Source organism: Pseudomonas sp. GM17 (assembly GCF_000282175.2).
GTDB classification, from domain to species: Bacteria; Pseudomonadota; Gammaproteobacteria; order Pseudomonadales; family Pseudomonadaceae; genus Aquipseudomonas; species Aquipseudomonas chlororaphis.
The window spans coordinates 3,025,415-3,044,325 of the sequence record NZ_CP124732.1; the positions used below are offsets into that span (position 1 = coordinate 3,025,415).

An 18,911-nucleotide genomic window follows, 5' to 3' on the forward strand; every position below is an offset into this window, starting at 1 on the left:
ATAAACGCCACAAAGGAGTATCCAGCATGGATGTCAAACTGCGAGAGGTTCAGCCTTTCTGTGTCTCGGGCTTGCAGGTACGCACCTGCAATGCCGACGAGCAACAAGCGGACAGCGCGCGGATCGGGCCGATGTGGGAACGGTTTTTTGTCGAAGGCTTGTTCGACAGCATCGGTCACCGGCAGTCGGATTCGTTCATCTATGGCCTGTACTCCAACTACGAGTCCGATGCCTCGGGGCACTTCGATGTCACCGCCGGCGTAGCGGTGGGCGAAGGCAATGCCGACTATCCGTTGGTGCAGGTGCAGGGCGGCGAGTACCTGGCGTTCTCCGCCAAGGGGCCGATGCCGGACGTGGTGATCCAGACCTGGGGCCTGGTCTGGGCTTACTTCGAGGACAACCCGCAGGTCCGCCGGCGCTTCGCCACGGACTTCGAGGTGTACACCGGGCCGGAATCGGTGTCGGTGTACATCGGCATTCAGGCCTCGGACGAGTTCTCGCGTTCGAGCAACTGACGCTTGCGCTCCACGCCCCAGCGGTAGCCGGACAAGTTACCGTCGCTGCGCACCACCCGGTGGCAAGGGATCGCCACCGCCAGGCTGTTGGCCCCACAGGCCTGGGCCACGGCGCGAAAGGACTTCGGCGCGCCGATGCGCTGGGCGATCTCGGCGTAGCTGGCGGTGCTGCCCGGCGGAATCTCCTTGAGAGCCAGCCACACCCGCTCCTGGAACGCCGTGCCTTGCAGGTCCAGCGGCAGGTCCAGGCCAAGCGCCGGTGCTTCGATAAACCCCACCACCTTGGCCACCAGTTGCTCGAAACCCTGGTCGGCGCCGATCAGGTTGGCCCGCGGGAATTTGTCCTGCAGGTCTTGCACCAGGGCATTGGGGTCGTCGCCCAGCAGGATCGCGCAGACCCCGCGGTTGCTCTGGGCGACCAGGATCGCGCCCAGGGAGCACTGGCCGACGGCGAAGCGGATATCGGCGTTCAGGCCGCCGGCGCGGTAGTCGCTGGGTTTCATGCCGAGCAACTGGTCGGCGGTTTCGTAGAAGCGGCTGTTGGAATTGAAGCCGGCGTCGTACAGCGCGTCGGTCACCGAGTGGCCGTGCTCCAGTTGGCGCCGCACCCGCCGCGAACGGTGGGCGCTGGCGTAGCCTTTCGGGGTCAGCCCGGTGGCGGCCTTGAACACCCGGTGAAAGTGGAAGCTGCTCATGCCGGCTTGCTCGGCCAGCTGTTTCAGGCTGGGCAGCGTTTCGGCCGACTCGATCTGCCGGCACGCGGCGGCCACCAGGCTGGCATGGTGCGCGGCCACCTGGGTCTGGTCGCTGGCGCTGCGTTTGCTCGGCCGGTAACCGGCGGCTTCGGCTTGCTCCGCGGTGTCGAAGAATTCGACATTCTCCGGCCGTGGCAGGCGCGACAGGCTGCTGGGGCGGCAGTAGACCCCGGTGGTTTTCACCCCATAGACGAACTGGCCATCGGCGCTCGCATCACGGGCCAGGACGGCGAGCCAGCGTGGATCGCTGGCGGTGGTGGGCTTGGGCTGGACCATGGTCATGGGCTCTACTCGGTGGCGGATGTCGCTCAGATTAACCAAGGGCAGGGCGCCTGGCACTCCGAGTCTTGCGCTTGAATTCTCGCGGGATCAACCGGCCCGGCGAAAAGTCAGGTTGATGCGTCGTGGGCCCAGCAGCGGGTGCGTGCCTTCCTTGAGTGGCAGCACGCCGTGATAACGCAGGCGGTCGACACCGCCCCAGACCACCACATCGCCATGCAGCAGCGGCACCCGCAACGGGCGCTCGCTGCGGCGCTCGCCACCCAGCTGAAACACCGCCGGTAAGCCCAGGGAGACGGAGACGATCGGTGCATCGTAATCGCGTTCGTCCTTGTCCTGGTGCAGGGACATGCGGGCGCCGGGCACATAGTGATTGATCAGGCAGGCGTCCGGTTCGAACCCGGCAAAACCGGCCTGGGTCGCGGCGGCCCGGGCCAGTTCGCGCAACACCTCGGGCATCGCCGGCCAGGGCTGGCCGCTCTGCGGATCGATGGCGGTGTAACGGTAGCCACTGCGGTCAGTGGTCCAGCCCAGCTGGCCACAACTGCTCAGGCCCACCGACATGGTGAAACCGCCCGGCGTGACCATCTGCCGGAACGGCGCGGCGCGCAGCACGCCACGCAGGGCCGGCAGCAGGCGCTCGACCCAGGGCAGGGCGAAGCCGTGAAGCACAAAGGACTGCGGGCCGACCTGTTCGGTGCGCGGGGCCTGTTGCAGCTCGGGTTCGCCGAACAGCTCGCCGGTGAAATTACTGGGCATCGTGGAAGATCACTCCTAGCGTATGGCGGCGACCGCTGTGCAGGCGGCTGACGCCATGGCGCAACGTCACCCGGTAATGGCCGCGCACGCCGGCTACCGGACGATGATGCACGGCGAAGATCAGCGCATCACCCTGCTTCAGACCGATGACCTGCGGCCGTGACTGCATGCGCGGGCGCTGTTCGGTGATGACGAATTCACCGCCAGTGAAATCGATCCCGGGACGGGACAGGAGGATCGCGACCTGCAAGGGGAATACGTTGTCGCCATACAAGTCCTGGTGCAGGCAGTTGTAATCCTGTGGGCCATATTGCAGCAACAAGGGCGTCGGCCGCTGCTGACCGGCGGCGTGGCAGCGCTGGAGAAAATCTTCATGCCGGGGCGGATATTGCACGGGGATATTCATCAGCTGGTTCCAGCGATTGGCCAGCGGCGCCAGGCGCGGATAGAACTGGCCGCGCAATTCGGCGACCCGTTGCGGCAAGGGGTAGGCGAAATACTGGTATTCGCCGCGGCCGAAACCGTGCCTGGCCATGACCACCCGCGAACGAAACAACTCGCTGTGGGGATACAGACTGCCGAGCTCATGACATTGCTCGGCGCTGAGCAGGTTGCCGATCACCGCGCTGCCGTCCTGGTCGAGCTGCTGCTCGATCGAGGCCCAGTCGAGGCAGGCGAGACGTTGTTCGAGGGAGGGGGCGGACATGCTGGCGGTTCCCGGAGTAGAGGCTGAGGCCCGCCATTCTGGGAAGTGCGCGGGCCGCTCACACTCCGCTGCTTGCGCTCGAATTCGTCACAGGTTCTAGGAGCAGGGACTTACAGCGCCTTGCTCACGCTGACATCGCTGATGACGTCGTCGGTCTGGCCATGCAGGGCTTCCAGCGCGGCCTTGGCTTCTTCCTGAGTGCCGCTTTCCAGCTGGGCGAACTCGAAACGGCGCTCGCCGTTGAGTTTGTATTTGATGACGTACTTGGTCGTTTGGGCCACGGTGATACCTGTTGGTCGCGGGCTGGGGCGGGGTTCAGCGCAGTTTCGAGCTGGACCGGCGGATGATCTTGATCGAGTGGGTCAGGTTCGGCTTGCGGGTAACGCTGATGGGCCGGCGGTTGACGGTGTCGATGGTGATATTCCAGAAGCCGGTGCTCGGCGCGGTGATCTTGGCCGGGAACTTGTCGAACGCACCGCCATGATAGGTGTGACGTCCGCCGTTCTTGAAGCTTCGGAAGTTGGCGTCGTTCATCAGGCGGATGTTGCAGACCTGGGAGCATTCGATGACGACGATATCGTCTTCGTTGAGGTGCTCGCGCTGGTGGATAAATTTCATGGGCGCCTCCAGAAGGGCTTTTGCTACAAAATCAAAACGATGGCGCAGTTTATCAGGCCGCGGCAGGCGGCTTTGACAATTTAAAACAGTTATTTGCCGATTATTTAGGATAAATCTGACTGATCCGGAGAAAAATGCCATTTCTGCGGTCGGACGGTCTTTATTGGAGGAAATGTATGAAGTGGGGTGTGTTGATTCTGGCCTTGGCGATCAGTGGCTGTGCGACGGTCTCGGATATTAACCAGACATTGCCCACCCTGAACGTGATTTCAGGGAAAAAGCCGCAGGAGTACGCCAAGTGCGTCAGCGACAAACTGGCTGACAGCCGTGGCCAGTTGCAGGTCGAACCGCATAAGGACGGCATGCGCATTATCGTTCCGCAGAAAGTCTCGTCGGGCCCGAGCGCGGTATTCGATATCGAGGAGCGTTCCGGCGGTAGCAGCATCAAGCTGCATGAAAGCATGTCCAATGTGCCCATGCGTCCGGGCGATATCCGCAAGGCGGCGGAGGACTGCATTTCCGGCTAATAGCCAAGCGATTTTTCAACAGCCCGCCCTGGCCCGGATTTCCGTGGCGAGGGCGGGTTTTTTTGTGCCCGGTGGCAAGGCAGGCCCGGCTGGTTTCGCGTTGTAGCCAAAGGTCTATTGGCCTACTCTTTGTAGGCTTATATAAAATAAGCCTAAGAATATAACTAGAAAAATGGAGTTCGCCATGATCCCCGTGGATCGAATACTGCTGAGCAGCCTGATGCTGTTTTTTGTCGCCAATGCCCAGGCCGTGGATGGGCAGAAAGTCTTTACCCAGGGTGGAGCGCAGCCCGGTGCCACGGCGTGCCTGGCCTGTCATGGTGGCGATGGCCTGGGCCTGGCGGCCGCCGGGTTTCCGCGCCTGGCGGGATTGTCGGCGGGTTACCTGCGCAAGCAGCTGGAAGATTTTCGCAGCGGTGCGCGCAGCAACCCGGTCATGCAGCCACTGGCCAAGGCCCTGAGCGATGACGAGATAGACGCGGTCAGCCAGACCCTGGCGGCCATGCCGGCTGCGACGCCAGCGCCGATCAACCGCAGTTCCCTGGCTGAAGGCGTGGGTGCGAGGCTGGCCTTGCGCGGCGCCTGGGAGCGGCAGGTTCCGGAGTGCGTGACCTGTCATGGGCCGGGTGGCGTGGGCGTGGGAGACGCCTTTCCGCCGTTGGCCGGGCAACCCGCGGCGTACCTCGCCGGGCAATTGAATGCCTGGCGCGACGGCACGCGCCGCAACGATCCGAACGACCTGATGGGACACATCGCCAAGGCCCTGAGCCCCGAGGAAATCACGGCGGTGGCCGATTATTTCGCCAAGGTCGGCAGTCAGTTGGCCAAGGCCGATAACCAGGAGTCCAAGCCATGAAGCGTGATCTTCTATTGGGCTTTTCCCTCGCCTTGCTGACGGCCCAGGCTTATGGCGCCGCGGTCGCCATGGAGGACCAATCACAGTTGCGGGAGCCGGCGGTGAACGCTGCCCATCCCGGGTATTTCCAGCCACCGGCGGAGAGCGAGCTACCGGACAATGCCTACGGCAAGATGGTCCGCGACGGTTATGCGCTGTTCGTCGATACCAAGCGCCTGGCGCCGAAGTTCGTCGGCAATGGGCTCAATTGCAGCAACTGCCACCTGGATCAGGGGCGGCTGGCCAACTCCGCGCCGCTGTGGGGCGCCTATCCGATGTACCCGGCGTACCGCAAGAAGAACAACAAGGTGAACACCTACGCCGAACGTTTGCAGGGCTGCTTCCAGTTCAGCATGAACGGCACGCCGCCGGCCGCCGACAGCTACGAGATCACTGCGTTGTCGGTGTATTCCTACTGGCTGGCGAGCAAGGCGCCGATCGCTGTCGAGTTGCCCGGGCGGGGTTACCCCGAGGTGCCGCAGCCGGCCCAGGGCTACGACCTGGCCCGTGGCGAGCAGGTATACCGGGCGCAATGCGCGGTTTGCCATGGCGATAACGGCCAGGGCCAGAAGGTCGGCGCGGACTATGTCATGCCGCCGCTCTGGGGCAAGGACTCCTATAACTGGGGCGCGGGCATGCACCGGATCAACACGGCCGCGTCCTTTATCAAATACAACATGCCCCTGGGCAAGGCCGGCAGCTTGAGCGACCAGCAGGCCTGGGACGTGGCGGCGTTCGTCAACCGCCATGAACGACCACAGGACCCACGCCTGGTGGAGGGCTCCATCGAGAAGACCCGGCTCAAGTTCCACGCCAACGACGGGGTCAATCTGTATGGCCAGACGGTAGATGGCGTGCTGATTGGCCAGGGCATCCGATAAACTGTCGGCCATTGTCAAAGATGCCGTCGAAACCCAGGTTTCGGCGGCATCGTTTTTTGGGAGAAAGCATGAAGCGCGAAACAGTCCGGGAGAGGCATGCAGAGGGGCATATCTCTGCGACCCATGTGATTCAGAATCCGGCGAATTCCGGGGAATGGATCGTATTCTTCAAGAAAAGCGCGGGGCGCAGCTATTTTCTGGTGGATGACAACGATGAAGTCGAGTCATTCGACCGACTGGACGACCTGATCGAAACCATTCGCAACCTGGGCATCAAGTTTGCCGAGATTCATATGTAGGCCGTGCGCCTGCTATTTGCAGACCACCACCACGCTGCGGCTTTTGTAGTTGCCAACGTCCGCCCCCAGGGTCTTGTCGCTTTCCTTGAGCGACGGCGTGCCGTCGGTGCCAATGATCCGATAGCCGGTGCCGGCACAGGAGGCGTCGGCCTTTTCATAGCAGCTGGCCCAGGAGCTGGCTTCGCCGGAGCAATCGATGCTCAGGCCTTGCTCGCCGTTTTCCAGGTAGGTATCGGAAACGGTGGCGCATCCGCTCAGGGCCAGTACCGCGGTCAGTGCCAGAAGTTTGTGCATGGGTGTGGTCGTCGTCGAGAAGTTTGAGCCCCGGGGGAGGGCTGGACACCCTTGGCGAGCGTCTGGGACGAGATGCTATAGCGAACCGCCACTGCGGTATAGATCGGCATGAAAAAGCCCTGCGCGGGGCAGGGCTCTTCGGTGCGGAGGCGGTCTCAGGACTTGGGGCTGCGACGCGCCGAGGCGTGACCTGCGGAATCTTCGAACACCGATGCCACTTCGACCGCCATCGCCTCGCTGGCGAAAGGTCCGGCGACGTTCTCGCCCTGGGCGCTGACCAACCACCACTGGCCGTCTTTCAACTGCTTGATCTGGTAACCGTTTACGCTTTTTGTTGCCGACATCTATCTGCCTCGTTGGCGGGATTCAAGGGCGCCATGATAGCGGTAAACGAGTTCCTGTAAGAGGGTGGACAAGGGCGGGGCGCAGAAAATTCAGGCTTTGCAGCCAGATGGCGGTTTACGGCGCGGGCTATCTGTACGATGCTGCGAAGCTGTGTCTGCAAGCCTGTTCGAAACTATGTGCGGAGCGTGCAGAACAAGGTGGGGAGCTATGTGGGGAACTATCCGCGGCAATATTTCTCTTAGATGGCAGCGGTTAGCCACTGCGACCCATTGTAAGGCGCACGCGGCCTGATTAGACTGCGCCGAAATTCGTACGTACAGCCCTTTTAAGGACTCATATGATCAAGAAATGCTTGTTCCCAGCAGCCGGTTACGGTACTCGCTTCCTGCCAGCGACTAAAGCCATGCCTAAAGAAATGCTGCCGGTGGTGAACAAGCCACTGATCCAGTACGGCGTTGAAGAAGCACTGGATGCCGGTCTGAACGAAATCTCCATCGTCACCGGTCGCGGCAAACGCGCCCTGGAAGACCACTTCGACATCAGCTACGAGCTGGAAAACCAGATCAAGGGCACCGACAAGGAAAAATACCTGGTCGGTATCCGCCGTCTGCTGGACGAGTGCTCGTTCTCCTACACCCGCCAGACCGAAATGAAAGGCCTGGGTCACGCGATCCTGACCGGCCGTCCGCTGATCGGTGACGAGCCGTTCGCCGTGGTGCTGGCGGACGACCTGTGCGTCAACCTCGAAGGTGACGGCGTGCTGAAGCAGATGGTCAAGCTGTACAAGCAGTACCGCTGCACCATCGTCGCAATCATGGAAGTCGACCCGCAAGAAACCAGCAAGTACGGGGTGATTGCCGGCGACCTGATCGGCGACGACCTGTACCGCGTACGCAACATGGTTGAGAAGCCGAAGCCGGAAGATGCGCCGTCGAACCTGGCGATCATCGGTCGCTACATCATGACCCCGGACATCTTCAAGCTGATCGAAGAAACCGAGCCGGGCAAGGGTGGCGAGATCCAGATCACCGACGCCCTGATGAAGCAGGCCCAGGACGGTTGCGTGATTGCCTACAAGTTCAAGGGCAAGCGTTTCGACTGCGGTGGCGCCGAAGGCTACATCGACGCGACCAACTTCTGCTTCGAGAACTTCTACAAGACTGGCAAGGCTTACTGATAGCCCGCTTGATCCTTGTACTGAAAAGCCACCTTCGGGTGGCTTTTTCGTTTTATGCCCCTATGTAAATCCTCTAGCGCTGACCGGATACGCATCTGCGGTTATGCTGTCAGCCTGCCTGGGAGAGTGAAATGGCCTACGATTTTGATCTTTATGTAATTGGCGCCGGTTCCGGCGGTGTGCGTTCGGCGCGGTTCGCCGCGGGTTTTGGCGCGAAAGTCGCGGTCGCCGAAAGCCGCTATCTGGGCGGCACCTGTGTCAACGTCGGCTGCGTGCCGAAAAAACTGCTGGTGTACGGCGCCCACTTCGCCGAAGACTTCGAGCAGTCCGCAGGCTTCGGCTGGACCTTGGGCGAGGCCGATTTCGACTGGGCCACGCTGATCGCCAACAAGGATCGCGAGATCAATCGCCTGAACGGCATCTATCGCAATCTGCTGCTCAACAGTGGCGTGACCCTGCACGAAGGCCACGCCAGGCTGATCGACCCGCATCAGGTGGAGGTCAATGGCCAGCGCTACACAGCCAGGCACATCCTGATCGCCACCGGCGGCTGGCCGCAGATCCCGGACATTCCGGGGCGCGAACACGCCATCAGCTCCAACGAGGCGTTTTTCCTCAAGGAACTGCCCAAGCGCATCCTGGTGGTGGGCGGCGGTTATATCGCGGTGGAGTTCGCCGGGATTTTCCACGGCCTGGGCGCGGACACCAAGTTGCTGTATCGCGGCGAGCTGTTCCTGCGTGGTTTCGATGGTGCGGTGCGCAAGCACTTGCAGGAAGAGCTGACCAAGCGTGGGCTCGACCTGCAGTTCAATGCCGATATCGAGCGCATCGAAAAGCAGGCCGACGGGAGCCTGAAGGTCACGCTCAAGGATGGTCGCGAGCTGGCCACCGATTGCGTGTTCTACGCCACCGGCCGGCGGCCGATGCTCGACAACCTGGGGCTGGAAAATACCGGGGTGAAGCTCGACAAGCGTGGCTTCATCGAGGTCGATGAGCAGTACCAGAGCGCCGAGCCGTCGATCCTGGCGATTGGCGATGTGATCGGGCGCGTGCAGTTGACTCCGGTGGCCCTGGCCGAAGGCATGGCCGTGGCGCGGCGTTTGTTCAAACCGGAACAGTATCGCCCGGTGGACTACAACATGATCCCGACCGCGGTGTTCAGCCTGCCGAATATCGGCACCGTTGGTCTGACCGAAGAGCAGGCGCGGGAAGCCGGGCACAAGGTGCAGATCTTCGAAAGCCGCTTCCGGCCGATGAAGCTGACCCTGACCGAGTGCCAGGAGCGCACGCTGATGAAGCTGGTGGTGGATGCCGAGACCGACAAGGTGCTGGGCTGCCATATGGTCGGCCCCGACGCCGGCGAGATTGTCCAGGGCCTGGCGATTGCCTTGAAGGCCGGCGCCACCAAGCGTGACTTCGACGAAACCATCGGGGTGCACCCGACGGCCGCTGAAGAGTTCGTCACCATGCGCACGCCGGTCGCCGGTTAAGCTTGCTCTGGCGGCTCCGGCCGCTGCTCTTCTGTTTCTGGCTGCGCCTCGGTCTTCGCGGCGGCAGCCAGTTGCAGGGCCTCCAGGCTGGCCTCGGCCTTGGCGGCGCGCAGTTCCAGTTGTCGATTGTCCTGCAGCTGCTGCTCCAGGTTCTGCTTGAACTCATGACTTTCCAGCAAGGCGACGCGCAGACGTTCCTGGAGGAGGGTGTGTTCGCTGTTCAGGCGAGTGGATTGCTCCAGCAACTGGCCAAGCTTGCTGTCGGTTTTCTGCACCTGCTCCTGTGCCTGGCGCAACTCTTTCTGTGTGGCGCGTTGCTCGCTGGTCAGGCGTTCGTTGTCGCGGTGCAGTTGGGTGATCTCGTCCTGGCGCACCAATGCGCTTTGCTGGGCCTGGCGCAGTTCCTGTTGCGCTTGCTGCAGCTGGCCTTCATGGCGGCGCTGGTCCTGCTCGCGCTGCTCCTTGACCGCGCTGCGGTAATGCTCGAGGGCGTCCCGGGCGTGCAGGTGCTTTTCTTCCAGTGAACGAATCTGCTCGTCCTTGTCTTTCAGGCGCAATTCGAAGTCGGCCAGGGCCTGGTTCAGTCCGGCATTGCGCGTCTGTTCGCTCTGCAGGATGGAGCGGGTTTCCTGCAGCAGCGTGCTTTCGCTGGCCAGGGCTGCAGCCTGGGTCTGCAGTTGCTGCCGCAACTGGGCCTGTGCCTGCTCGGACGCGGCCTGCTGCGCCGCCAGTTCCTGATTCATTTCCTCCACTTGCGCCTGGGCCTGCGCCACGGGCTCCTGAGCCTGTTCGCGCAGGCGCTGGGCCATGCGCTGGATCAGTTCCGTCAGTTCTTCTTCCAGGACTTCCTGTGGCGCGGCGCGGCGGGCTTCGCTTTGCTCCAGTTCCTTCAGGTAGCGGTGAATGGTGGTTTTCGAGCCGGTATTGCCCATTTCGATGCGCACCGCATCGATGCTGGGGTGTTCGCCGCGAGCGAGGATTGCCGAACGGGCGATTTGCACCACCGCCTTGTTAACGCCGCCACGAGCCATGGGATCTCCTACGATTACGTACTTTTTTACGTGGTATGTATAAAGTGTAATTGTACAATAAAACAAAAGATAAATATTCGAATTATTGACATGGGATATATTGGTATTACCCCGTGTCATGACCAGAACGCCCTGTTGCACCCCGCCATTTCCGTACGCAAGACGAGTCGAGCAAGCCATGAGTGATCTGGATCGTTATCTACACGCCGCGACCCGCGACAACACCCGACGCAGTTACCGGGCGGCCATCGAGCATTTCGAGGTGACCTGGGGCGGGTTCCTGCCGGCGACCAGCGACAGCGTGGCGCGTTATCTGGTGGCGTATGCGGGGGAGCTGTCGATCAACACCCTGAAGTTGCGGCTCTCGGCCCTGGCGCAGTGGCACAACAGCCAGGGTTTCGCCGACCCGACCAAGGCCCCGGTGGTGCGCCAGGTGTTCAAGGGCATTCGTGCGCTGCACCCGGCGCAGGAGAAACAGGCCGAGCCTTTGCAGTTGCAGCATCTGGAGCAGGTAATCGCCTGGCTGGAGCAGGAAGCCACCCAGGCCCGCCTCGATGACAACCTGCCGGCGTTGCTGCGGGCGCGGCGTGACAGCGCGCTGATTCTCCTGGGGTTCTGGCGCGGCTTTCGCAGCGACGAGTTGTGCCGGCTACGGATCGAGCATGTGCAGGCGGTGGCGGGCTCCGGCATCAGCCTGTATCTGCCCCGCAGCAAGAGCGACCGCGACAACCTCGGCAAGACCTGGCACACCCCGGCGTTGCGCCGGCTGTGCCCGGTCCAGGCCTATATCGAGTGGATCAACGTCGCCGCCCTGGTGCGTGGCCCGGTGTTTCGTGGCATCGACCGCTGGGGCCATCTGAGCGAGGAGGGCCTGCACGCCAACAGTGTGATTCCGTTATTGCGCCAGGCGCTGGAGCGCGCCGGGGTCGCCGCCGAGCAATACACCAGCCACTCCCTGCGCCGCGGTTTTGCCACCTGGGCCCATCGCAGCGGCTGGGACCTCAAGTCGCTGATGAGCTATGTCGGCTGGAAGGACATCAAGTCAGCCATGCGTTACGTCGAGGCCAGCCCGTTTCTCGGCATGGCCCTGACCCAGGAAAAGCCGGTCGGCGAGTAAATACGCATTTCTTCTATTAATACTGCGCGCTAATAGCCAAACCTAATCAGCAGCATCAGCTTTGCCAATGAGCCTTGGCTGGGAGCATTGGTTAGGATTCTCCCCATCAAGTTTTCAACCCAAGTTTTTACCCACTGATGGAGAATCACCGATGCCTATCATCAACAGCCAAGTCAAACCGTTCAAAGCAACCGCCTTCAAGAATGGCGAGTTCATCGAAGTGTCGGACGCCACCCTGAAAGGCAAATGGTCCGTCGTGTTCTTCTACCCGGCTGACTTCACCTTCGTTTGCCCAACCGAGCTGGAAGACCTGGCAGACAACTACGCCGAATTCCAGAAACTGGGTGTGGAAATCTACAGCGTTTCGACTGATACCCACTTTGCTCACGCTGCCTGGCACAACACTTCGCCAGCCATCGGCAAGATCCGCTACACCATGATCGGCGACCCGACCCTGGCCATCTCGCGCAACTTCGACGTGCTGATCGAAGAAGCCGGTCTGGCTGACCGTGGCACCTTCGTGATCAACCCTGAAGGCCAGATCAAGATCGTTGAAATCAACGACGGCGGTGTCGGTCGTGACGCTTCCGAGCTGCTGCGCAAGATCAAGGCCGCTCAATACGTCGCTGCCCACCCAGGCGAAGTCTGCCCAGCCAAGTGGAAAGAAGGCGAGGCTACCCTGGCTCCTTCCCTGGACCTGGTCGGCAAGATCTAAGCCTGTGACTCGCTACAGCAGGGCGGACCGCCGCACCTAAGTCAGCTGCACCGCCCTCAAGAACGCCCGGGCGAGATTCGCTCGGGCGTTTTTTTTCGATCTGAATAAAAGGAAATCGCCCGTATGTTGGACGCCAATCTTAAAGCCCAGTTGAAGTCATACCTGGAACGGGTCACCCAGCCGATCGAGATCGTTGCCTCTCTCGACGACGGTGCGAAATCCCAGGAAATGCTCGAATTGCTGAAAGACGTTGCCAGTCTTTCCAGCCAGATTACCTTGCTCGACAACGGTAGCGATGTTCGTAAACCATCGTTCTCGATCAATCGCCCGGGAAGCGACATCAGCCTGCGTTTCGCCGGCATCCCCATGGGCCACGAATTCACTTCTCTGGTGCTGGCCTTGCTGCAAGTCGGCGGCCACCCCTCGAAAGCCAGTGTCGAAGTGATCGAACAGATCCGCGCCCTCAAAGGCGAGTTCAACTTCGAGACTTACTTCTCGCTGTCCTGCCAGAACTGCCCGGACGTGGTCCAGGCGCTGAACCTGATGGCGGTGCTGAACCCGAACATCCGTCACGTCGCCATCGACGGCGCGTTGTTCCAGGACGAAGTCAACGATCGCAAGATCATGGCGGTCCCCAGTGTCTACCTCAATGGCGTGAACTTCGGCCAGGGCCGCATGGGCCTGGAAGAGATCCTCGGCAAGCTCGACACCGGGGCCAGCGAGAAACAGGCGGAAAAAATCAGTGCCAAGGACGCCTTCGACGTCCTGGTGGTCGGCGGTGGCCCGGCCGGTGCGTCGGCGGCGATCTACGCGGCCCGCAAAGGCATCCGTACCGGTGTCGCGGCCGAGCGTTTCGGCGGCCAGGTGTTGGACACCATGGCCATCGAGAACTTCGTCTCGGTCCAGGAAACCGAAGGGCCGAAACTGGCCAGCGCCCTGGAAGAGCACGTTCGCCAGTACGACGTCGACATCATGAACCTGCAGCGTGCCAGCGCGCTGGTGCCGGCCAAGGAAGTCGGCGGCCTGCACGAAGTGCGTTTCGAAAGCGGCGCGAGCCTCAAGGCCAAGTCGCTGATCCTGGCCACCGGTGCCCGTTGGCGCGAAATGGGTGTGCCCGGCGAGCAGGAATACAAGGCCAAGGGCGTGTGCTTCTGCCCGCACTGCGACGGTCCGCTGTTCAAGGGCAAGCGCGTGGCGGTGATCGGTGGCGGTAACTCCGGCGTCGAAGCGGCCATCGACCTGGCGGGTATCGTCAGCCACGTGACCCTGCTGGAGTTCGACAGCAAGTTGCGCGCCGATGCCGTGCTGCAACGCAAGCTGTACAGCCTGGCGAACGTCAACGTGATCACCAGTGCGCTGACCAGCGAAGTCAAGGGTGACGGCCAGAAGGTCACCGGCCTGGTGTACAAGGACCGCGATTCGGGCGAGTTCAACACCGTCGACCTGGAAGGCATCTTCGTGCAGATCGGTTTGCTGCCGAACACCGACTGGCTCAAGGGCACCGTCGAGCTGTCGCCCCGTGGCGAGATCATTGTCGATGCCCGTGGCGAGACTTCGCTGCCCGGCGTGTTTGCCGCCGGTGACGTGACCACCGTGCCGTACAAGCAGATCGTGATCGCGGTAGGCGAGGGCGCCAAGGCCTCGCTGAGCGCCTTCGACCACCTGATCCGCACCTCCGCGCCGGCCTGAGCCGACCGCGGAAAAAACAAAACCCCATGAGCCTTGGCTCATGGGTTTTTTTGTTGGTGGCTTCTGTAGGAGCGAAGCTTGCTCACGATCAAGGATGACGCGCTGGATCAGCCAAGTCGCTGCCTACCGTGGGCGCGTCCCGCTCCCGCAGGAAGCGCGAGTTACAGCGGTGCCGGCTGGATGATTTCCACCCAGTAGCCGTCCGGGTCCTTGATAAAGGCCAGGCTCTTCATGCGGCCGTCGTTCAGGCGCTTCTGGAAATCGCAGCCCAGGGCTTCGAAGCGCTCGCAGGCGGCGACGATATCCGGCACCGAAATGCAGATATGGCCAAAGCCGCGTGGGTCGGTGTTGCCGTTGTGATAGGCGAAGTCCGCATCGTTCTCGGTGCCGTGGTTGTGGGTCAACTCGAGGATGCCGGGGATCGACTTCATCCACTCGGTACGGGCCGCGGCGTCGGCCGGGATCTGCGCCTTGTCCACCAGGGCGAGGAAGTACAGGCTGAATTCGGCTTCGGGGAAGTCGCGTTTTTCCACCAGCGAGAAACCCAGGACCCGGGTGTAGAAGTCCAGGGACCTGGTGATGTCCTTGACCCGCAGCATGGTGTGGTTGAACACGAAGTTGGCGGTGGCGGTGTCAGGCTGGGCGGTTACGCCGGGGAAAGTATTGAGTTCGTGCAGGCTCATGGGCCCTCCGGAAAAGAAGTGGGCAAGAACACTCATGCTAATGAGCCCCTTGGCTTGCAGGGCTTCGGGCGTCCTTGCGGTCGGGTAATGATACGCAAGAGCGGCAAGGCGCACCAAACACAAAGCTACGAATCTGTTGCTCGATACTCGTGCCAGCCTCAGACTTCAAGGCTCGTCCCTTACGTGTTCATGACCATGCGCTTATCGTTCAAAACCCTGTGTCTGCTTGCACCCTGGCTTCTGGTTCCGGCCCTGGCCGAGGCGGCGGACCCGGTGATCACCTGGCCCAGCGGCTGGCAGATCGAAGAGTTGCCACAGGCGCAAGAACAACCGGCCAAGGTATTCCGCCAGCGCGCGGTGAAGAACGATGCCGGCGGCACGCCGCTGATGGTCATGGAGTTGACCATGACTCAAGTTGAAAGCGGACATCAGGTCAATCTGCAGGCGGTCTTGCTGGAAATGCGCAAGTCGGTGCAGAAGGACTTCGGGCGCGGCGGTTATCAAAGTGTATGCACGCGTATTCATGACACGACATTGAGTCGTCTGGTGGCGCTGGAAACCACTTGCACCATTACCGAAAACGGCCGTCATGTGTTGTCGCAAACACTGGTGGCGGCTGTCGATGGCGATAAGGCCTATGTATTGTCTTATGCCGGACAGGCTGCGGTTTATGCCGAAAGTCAGGAGGAAATCCGCGGGGTGAGAAGTAGCCTGAAACTTTAGTGGAGGGGGGCGATTGTCCTACGTCGATCGGCGTGGTTCGCGCCTTTGAACTAAGTACAAAGTTGTAGGATCAAGCAGGGGGATTGGTAGGCAGGTGCAGTTCCGACTGGGTGTTTATGGCCGCTCAGGCAATCTATGGGCTGCAACTTATTCGATTTCGAAACAAAGAGCCTTGGCTTAAAGGTAAAGACCCTGCATTGGCAGGGTCTTTTATATACATCGGTTGCTTAACCGCGCAGCCAGGAATCTACAGTGGCGGCGCCGTACTGTTCTTTCCAGGCTTTAAGGCCACGGTGATTGCCGCCCTTGGTTTCGATCAACTCGCCGGTGTGCGGGTTCTGGTAAACCTTGACCACGCGTGCACGACGGGTTTTCGGCGCGCCCGAGAGCGGCAGAGCGGATTTGCCCGGATTAGGATCGAGAATGGCGATAATGTCGCGCAGGCTTTTGCCGTAGGTCTTCATCAGGCCCTGGAGCTTTTCTTCGAACTCGATTTCTTTCTTGAGTCCGGCGTCGTTCTTCAGGGATTCCAGCTGGGCGAGCTGTTCTTGAAGGGCCTTTTCTGCTGCACGAAATTCAGCGAGTCTGGACAATATCTTTACTCCAATAGTGTATTTGGCTGATACCAACCGCAAACAAAGCTATAAGCCAAGAGCCTTAGAACGACTCGATTATAATGGCCCACCTGTGAATCTTGTACAGGCTTGAAAAATTGTAGTAGTTAATCTGGCGCAAGTAAATCACGTCGTTGTTGATGCACGCAATTTGTCATCTTCTGATTCAAATTGGTGCGCGAAACAATTACCGAGTTCAATAAATCTTCATGAAAAATGGCTATTTAGTGGCGCGCCAGTGCTTGTAGGAATTCTTCCCCGGGCATTGGCCTGCCGAATAAGTAGCCCTGCAGGAAGTCGACGCCGTGGGCGGCCAGATAGTCCTGTTGTTCCACTGTTTCCACGCCCTCGGCGACTATCCCCAGTTCGAGCTTGCCCGAGAGTTCGATGATGCTGTCGAGTATGTGCCGGGACAGGGCGTCGACTCCAATCATGGCCACGAAGCTCTGATCGATCTTCAGGTAATCGACATTGAACTTGCGCAAGTAACCCAGGCTTGAATGGCCGGTACCGAAGTCGTCGATGGCGATCATTACCCTCAACTTGTGCAGTTCCTCGAACAGGCTGTGGGTGATCGCGGTCGGTTCTATCAGTTCGCGTTCGGTCAGTTCCAGGACCAGCTTCACCTTGCCCGGTGGGAACATGCCGAGAAACTGCCGGCAATCCTCCAGCAACTCCAGGTCCTGGCAATGGCTGGCGGTGATATTGATGCCGATATGAAAGTCGTCGATGAAGGTATGGGCGTGAGGCGCCAGCAGCAGGGCGGTCTGCTGCATCAGCGAACGGGTCATGGGCACGATCAGACCGGAGTGCTCGGCGAAGGGAATGAACAGGTCCGGACGCACCAGGCCTTCCCGGGGATGTTTCCAGCGCATCAGCACTTCGATGCCGGCCCACTGTTTCGTGTCGCCGCGCACCACGGGCTGGAAGTACGGGATGAACTCCGCCGCTTCCAGGGCACGCTGCAGTTCATGGCTGGGCGACGACGAGCGTTTTTGCAGCCAGTGGCCAAGGGCCGCCGCCAGCACCCCGAAGAAGATCAGCAGGCTGAACAGGGCAGGGTACTGGGACTTCATGTAGAGCCAGATATCGCCTTCGGGGAACCCCACATTGACGCTGTAGGGGTAGCGCGAAGAGGCCATCTGATAAGGGGTGACCGGAGGCGGCGGAGCGATGGATTCATGGACCTGGCCATCGTCGGCCAGCCAGTAGGGGCCGACTTGCAGTTGCAGTTCGGCAAAGCGGCTGATCAGGCGCAAGGCGTTGCTCAGGTGATAGCCGTCGATGGTGGCCAGGACCGCGCGTTCACCCTCTTGCAGGCGATAGACCAGCAGCGCGGTGTTGGGCGTGACCTGGTTGCCGTCCATCAACCACAACTTGCCGTCGACATAGTCCGCCGGGTCCAGTAGGAACGAGGATGGGCCGAGCAGCGAGCTGCAGTAATTGTCATTGCGCCACACCAGATTGGTCGAGCGCACGAACGGGCGGCGGGTCACCTGTTCGCGCAGGGCCAGTTGCCGGAAGTCGTCGCAGGGCTGGCCGACTTGCGCCATCAGTGCCCGGGCGGCGAGGTCGGCGTTATCGAGCATCAGGTCGAACTGGCGGATCGCTTCCTCGGCAGTCTGCTGGCTGCTGTGAGTCAGCGCGCGTTCGGCCTGCATATAAAGGATCGCCACGCCCAGCACCACCGGCAGCAAGCCGATCAGCAGGGTTCGCAGGTTGCGGGTGGAGCGTTTCAACGGGCCTTTGGCGGTCAATGGCATGGAGGAAAAACCTGTGGCGAAGTGGGGGCCAGAGAACGCTCAAAAGCCGCTGGGCGGTATGGCGGCAGGTCCGGCGGCATCCGGTCCATGGGCATGATAGACGGCGCCTCCGGGTTGCGCTCAGTCACCGCGATACAGACTCCGTGCCTGCTCGATAAAGGCCAGGGTCGCTGGTGACGATTGCCGCCGGTCCAGCACCGCCAGCCCTACCTGGCGCCGGGCGGGAGGTGACAGCGGCTTGATCAGGTAGCGTGGGTCGCTGGCCTCGGGCAGCGACAATTGTGCGACCAGGGTCAGGGCCTCGCCGCGGGCCACGGTCTCCAGGGTGCTGAGCAGTTGCGAGCTGCGATAGCGGATGTTGGGGCTGAGCCTGGCCGCGAGGAACAGCCGGGAAACCAGTTCGGCGGAACCGGCCTCGGTGAGGATGAACGGGTCGTCGCACAGCTCGGCGAGACTCACCGAGTCCTTGCTGGCCAGCCCATGCTGGCTGGGGATCAGCGCCACCATCTGGTCTTCCACCAGGGCGAAGCAATCGAAGCGTTCCTGGGGCAGTACCACGAAACCGACATCAATGCGCCGTTCCTCCAGCCATTGCAGTACCTGGCGGTCGGGCCCCTCGTCGATGTGCACCTCGATACCGGGATGGGCCTGGCGGTAACGCTGGAGGATTGCCGGCAGCAGTTTCATCGACGAAGTCGGGCCGAACGAGCCGATGCGCAAGGTGCCGCGTTTCATGCCGCGGGCATCGGCGGCTTCCTGTTCCATGGTGGCGGCCAGGCCGAGGATGGCGCGGGCCCGCAGCAACAATTGCTGGCCGATATCGGTGAGCTCCACCAGCGACTGATGTCGGCGGATCAGCTCGACCCCCAACTCCTGCTCCAGGGACTTGAGCGCGTGGGACACCGCGGATTGGCTGATGCCCAGCCGGCTGGCGGCGCTGGTGAAACCGCGGAGCTCGGCCACCAGGGAGAAGATCTGCAGTTGGCTCAGGGTCATGAGTAAAAGCTCATTTTACGATGATCGGGCATTAGCCGAA

The 18,911-nt window shown here is 61.3% G+C and carries 23 protein-coding genes; 11 read left to right on the plus strand and 12 right to left on the minus strand.

The window, feature by feature from the left end:
* Positions 1–26: 26 nt before the first annotated feature.
* Positions 27–515 (plus strand): GyrI-like domain-containing protein, encoded by a 489-nt coding sequence (locus tag PMI20_RS13825; protein ID WP_007921729.1) that lies wholly within the window; start codon positions 27–29, stop codon positions 513–515.
* Here the strand turns inward: PMI20_RS13825 and ada are convergent.
* The 5 genes from ada to PMI20_RS13850 form a co-directional block, all read right to left on the minus strand.
* Positions 479–1,552 carry a bifunctional DNA-binding transcriptional regulator/O6-methylguanine-DNA methyltransferase Ada gene (ada, locus tag PMI20_RS13830; protein ID WP_007921730.1) on the minus strand — a complete coding sequence of 358 codons (1,074 nt, stop codon included), beginning with the start codon at positions 1,550–1,552 and terminating at the stop codon, positions 479–481. The genes PMI20_RS13825 and ada overlap by 37 nt on opposite strands.
* 87 nt (positions 1,553–1,639) lie before the next feature.
* Complete coding sequence (gene alkB, locus PMI20_RS13835; protein WP_007921732.1) at positions 1,640–2,308, minus strand: DNA oxidative demethylase AlkB; 669 nt, start codon at positions 2,306–2,308, stop codon at positions 1,640–1,642.
* The gene (locus tag PMI20_RS13840) at positions 2,298–3,014 is read right to left on the minus strand and encodes a 2OG-Fe(II) oxygenase (protein WP_007921733.1); all 717 of its coding nucleotides are present in this window, start codon (positions 3,012–3,014) and stop codon (positions 2,298–2,300) included. Before PMI20_RS13840 ends, alkB begins: the two co-directional genes overlap by 11 nt.
* A gap of 110 nt (positions 3,015–3,124) precedes the next feature.
* Positions 3,125–3,295, minus strand: coding sequence for a hypothetical protein (locus PMI20_RS13845; protein WP_007921734.1), 171 nt, complete (start codon positions 3,293–3,295; stop codon positions 3,125–3,127).
* Positions 3,296–3,329: 34 nt separating this feature from the next.
* Complete coding sequence (locus PMI20_RS13850) at positions 3,330–3,632, minus strand: DUF1883 domain-containing protein (protein WP_007921735.1); 303 nt, start codon at positions 3,630–3,632, stop codon at positions 3,330–3,332.
* A 176-nt stretch (positions 3,633–3,808) separates the two neighbouring features.
* Between PMI20_RS13850 and PMI20_RS13855 the strand changes: the two genes are divergently transcribed.
* The 4 genes from PMI20_RS13855 (at position 3,809) to PMI20_RS13870 (ending at position 6,234) form a co-directional block, all read left to right on the plus strand.
* Positions 3,809–4,159 (plus strand): hypothetical protein, encoded by a 351-nt coding sequence (locus PMI20_RS13855; protein WP_007921736.1) that lies wholly within the window; start codon positions 3,809–3,811, stop codon positions 4,157–4,159.
* A 184-nt stretch (positions 4,160–4,343) separates the two neighbouring features.
* Positions 4,344–5,015 (plus strand): c-type cytochrome, encoded by a 672-nt coding sequence (locus tag PMI20_RS13860; protein ID WP_007921737.1) that lies wholly within the window; start codon positions 4,344–4,346, stop codon positions 5,013–5,015.
* Entirely contained in the window at positions 5,012–5,935 is a 924-nt protein-coding gene (locus PMI20_RS13865; RefSeq protein WP_007921738.1) for a c-type cytochrome, read from the plus strand. The genes PMI20_RS13860 and PMI20_RS13865 overlap by 4 nt, the downstream gene beginning before the upstream one ends.
* 68 nt (positions 5,936–6,003) lie before the next feature.
* Positions 6,004–6,234, plus strand: a complete 231-nt coding sequence (locus PMI20_RS13870; protein ID WP_007921740.1) for a hypothetical protein — start codon at positions 6,004–6,006, stop codon at positions 6,232–6,234.
* A gap of 12 nt (positions 6,235–6,246) precedes the next feature.
* On the opposite strand, the gene PMI20_RS13875 is transcribed toward PMI20_RS13870, so the two are convergent.
* Together PMI20_RS13875 and PMI20_RS13880 are read right to left on the minus strand one after the other, a co-directional pair.
* Positions 6,247–6,528, minus strand: a complete 282-nt coding sequence (locus PMI20_RS13875; protein ID WP_007921741.1) for a hypothetical protein — start codon at positions 6,526–6,528, stop codon at positions 6,247–6,249.
* Between the two features lie 155 nt (positions 6,529–6,683).
* Positions 6,684–6,872, minus strand: a complete 189-nt coding sequence (locus tag PMI20_RS13880; RefSeq protein ID WP_007921742.1) for a hypothetical protein — start codon at positions 6,870–6,872, stop codon at positions 6,684–6,686.
* Between the two features lie 338 nt (positions 6,873–7,210).
* On the opposite strand from PMI20_RS13880, the gene galU reads away from it, so the two are divergent.
* Together galU and gorA are read left to right on the plus strand one after the other, a co-directional pair.
* Complete coding sequence (gene galU, locus PMI20_RS13885; RefSeq protein WP_007921743.1) at positions 7,211–8,050, plus strand: UTP--glucose-1-phosphate uridylyltransferase GalU; 840 nt, start codon at positions 7,211–7,213, stop codon at positions 8,048–8,050.
* A gap of 131 nt (positions 8,051–8,181) precedes the next feature.
* On the plus strand, positions 8,182–9,540 hold the full coding sequence (gene gorA / locus PMI20_RS13890; RefSeq protein ID WP_007921744.1) for a glutathione-disulfide reductase: 1,359 nt from the start codon (positions 8,182–8,184) through the stop codon (positions 9,538–9,540).
* Here the strand turns inward: gorA and PMI20_RS13895 are convergent.
* Positions 9,537–10,571, minus strand: a complete 1,035-nt coding sequence (locus PMI20_RS13895) for a DNA-binding protein (RefSeq protein ID WP_007921745.1) — start codon at positions 10,569–10,571, stop codon at positions 9,537–9,539. The genes gorA and PMI20_RS13895 overlap by 4 nt on opposite strands.
* A 178-nt stretch (positions 10,572–10,749) precedes the next feature.
* Between PMI20_RS13895 and PMI20_RS13900 the strand changes: the two genes are divergently transcribed.
* The 3 genes from PMI20_RS13900 to ahpF all read left to right on the plus strand — a co-directional run bounded on the left by PMI20_RS13900 (position 10,750) and on the right by ahpF (position 14,092).
* Positions 10,750–11,688 (plus strand): site-specific integrase, encoded by a 939-nt coding sequence (locus tag PMI20_RS13900; RefSeq protein ID WP_007921746.1) that lies wholly within the window; start codon positions 10,750–10,752, stop codon positions 11,686–11,688.
* A 151-nt stretch (positions 11,689–11,839) separates the two neighbouring features.
* Positions 11,840–12,403: an alkyl hydroperoxide reductase subunit C gene (gene ahpC, locus PMI20_RS13905; RefSeq protein WP_007921754.1), complete on the plus strand. Its 564-nt coding sequence runs from the start codon at positions 11,840–11,842 to the stop codon at positions 12,401–12,403.
* Between the two features lie 123 nt (positions 12,404–12,526).
* Positions 12,527–14,092, plus strand: coding sequence for an alkyl hydroperoxide reductase subunit F (ahpF, locus tag PMI20_RS13910; RefSeq protein WP_007921755.1), 1,566 nt, complete (start codon positions 12,527–12,529; stop codon positions 14,090–14,092).
* A gap of 161 nt (positions 14,093–14,253) precedes the next feature.
* Here ahpF and gloA read toward each other — a convergent pair whose 3' ends face one another.
* A complete protein-coding gene (gene gloA, locus PMI20_RS13915) occupies positions 14,254–14,775 on the minus strand; it encodes a lactoylglutathione lyase (protein WP_007921757.1) in 522 nt (173 codons plus the stop codon).
* 195 nt (positions 14,776–14,970) lie between these two features.
* Between gloA and PMI20_RS13920 the strand changes: the two genes are divergently transcribed.
* A complete protein-coding gene (locus PMI20_RS13920; protein WP_037033835.1) occupies positions 14,971–15,498 on the plus strand; it encodes a DUF4946 domain-containing protein in 528 nt (175 codons plus the stop codon).
* A 227-nt stretch (positions 15,499–15,725) separates the two neighbouring features.
* On the opposite strand, the gene PMI20_RS13925 is transcribed toward PMI20_RS13920, so the two are convergent.
* The 3 genes from PMI20_RS13925 to PMI20_RS13935 all read right to left on the minus strand — a co-directional run bounded on the left by PMI20_RS13925 (position 15,726) and on the right by PMI20_RS13935 (position 18,871).
* The gene (locus PMI20_RS13925; protein WP_007921761.1) at positions 15,726–16,091 is read right to left on the minus strand and encodes a histone-like nucleoid-structuring protein, MvaT/MvaU family; all 366 of its coding nucleotides are present in this window, start codon (positions 16,089–16,091) and stop codon (positions 15,726–15,728) included.
* A gap of 245 nt (positions 16,092–16,336) precedes the next feature.
* Positions 16,337–17,875 carry an EAL domain-containing protein gene (locus tag PMI20_RS13930; RefSeq protein ID WP_007921763.1) on the minus strand — a complete coding sequence of 513 codons (1,539 nt, stop codon included), beginning with the start codon at positions 17,873–17,875 and terminating at the stop codon, positions 16,337–16,339.
* A gap of 120 nt (positions 17,876–17,995) precedes the next feature.
* Positions 17,996–18,871 carry a LysR family transcriptional regulator gene (locus PMI20_RS13935; protein WP_007921766.1) on the minus strand — a complete coding sequence of 292 codons (876 nt, stop codon included), beginning with the start codon at positions 18,869–18,871 and terminating at the stop codon, positions 17,996–17,998.
* Positions 18,872–18,911: the final 40 nt, after the last annotated feature.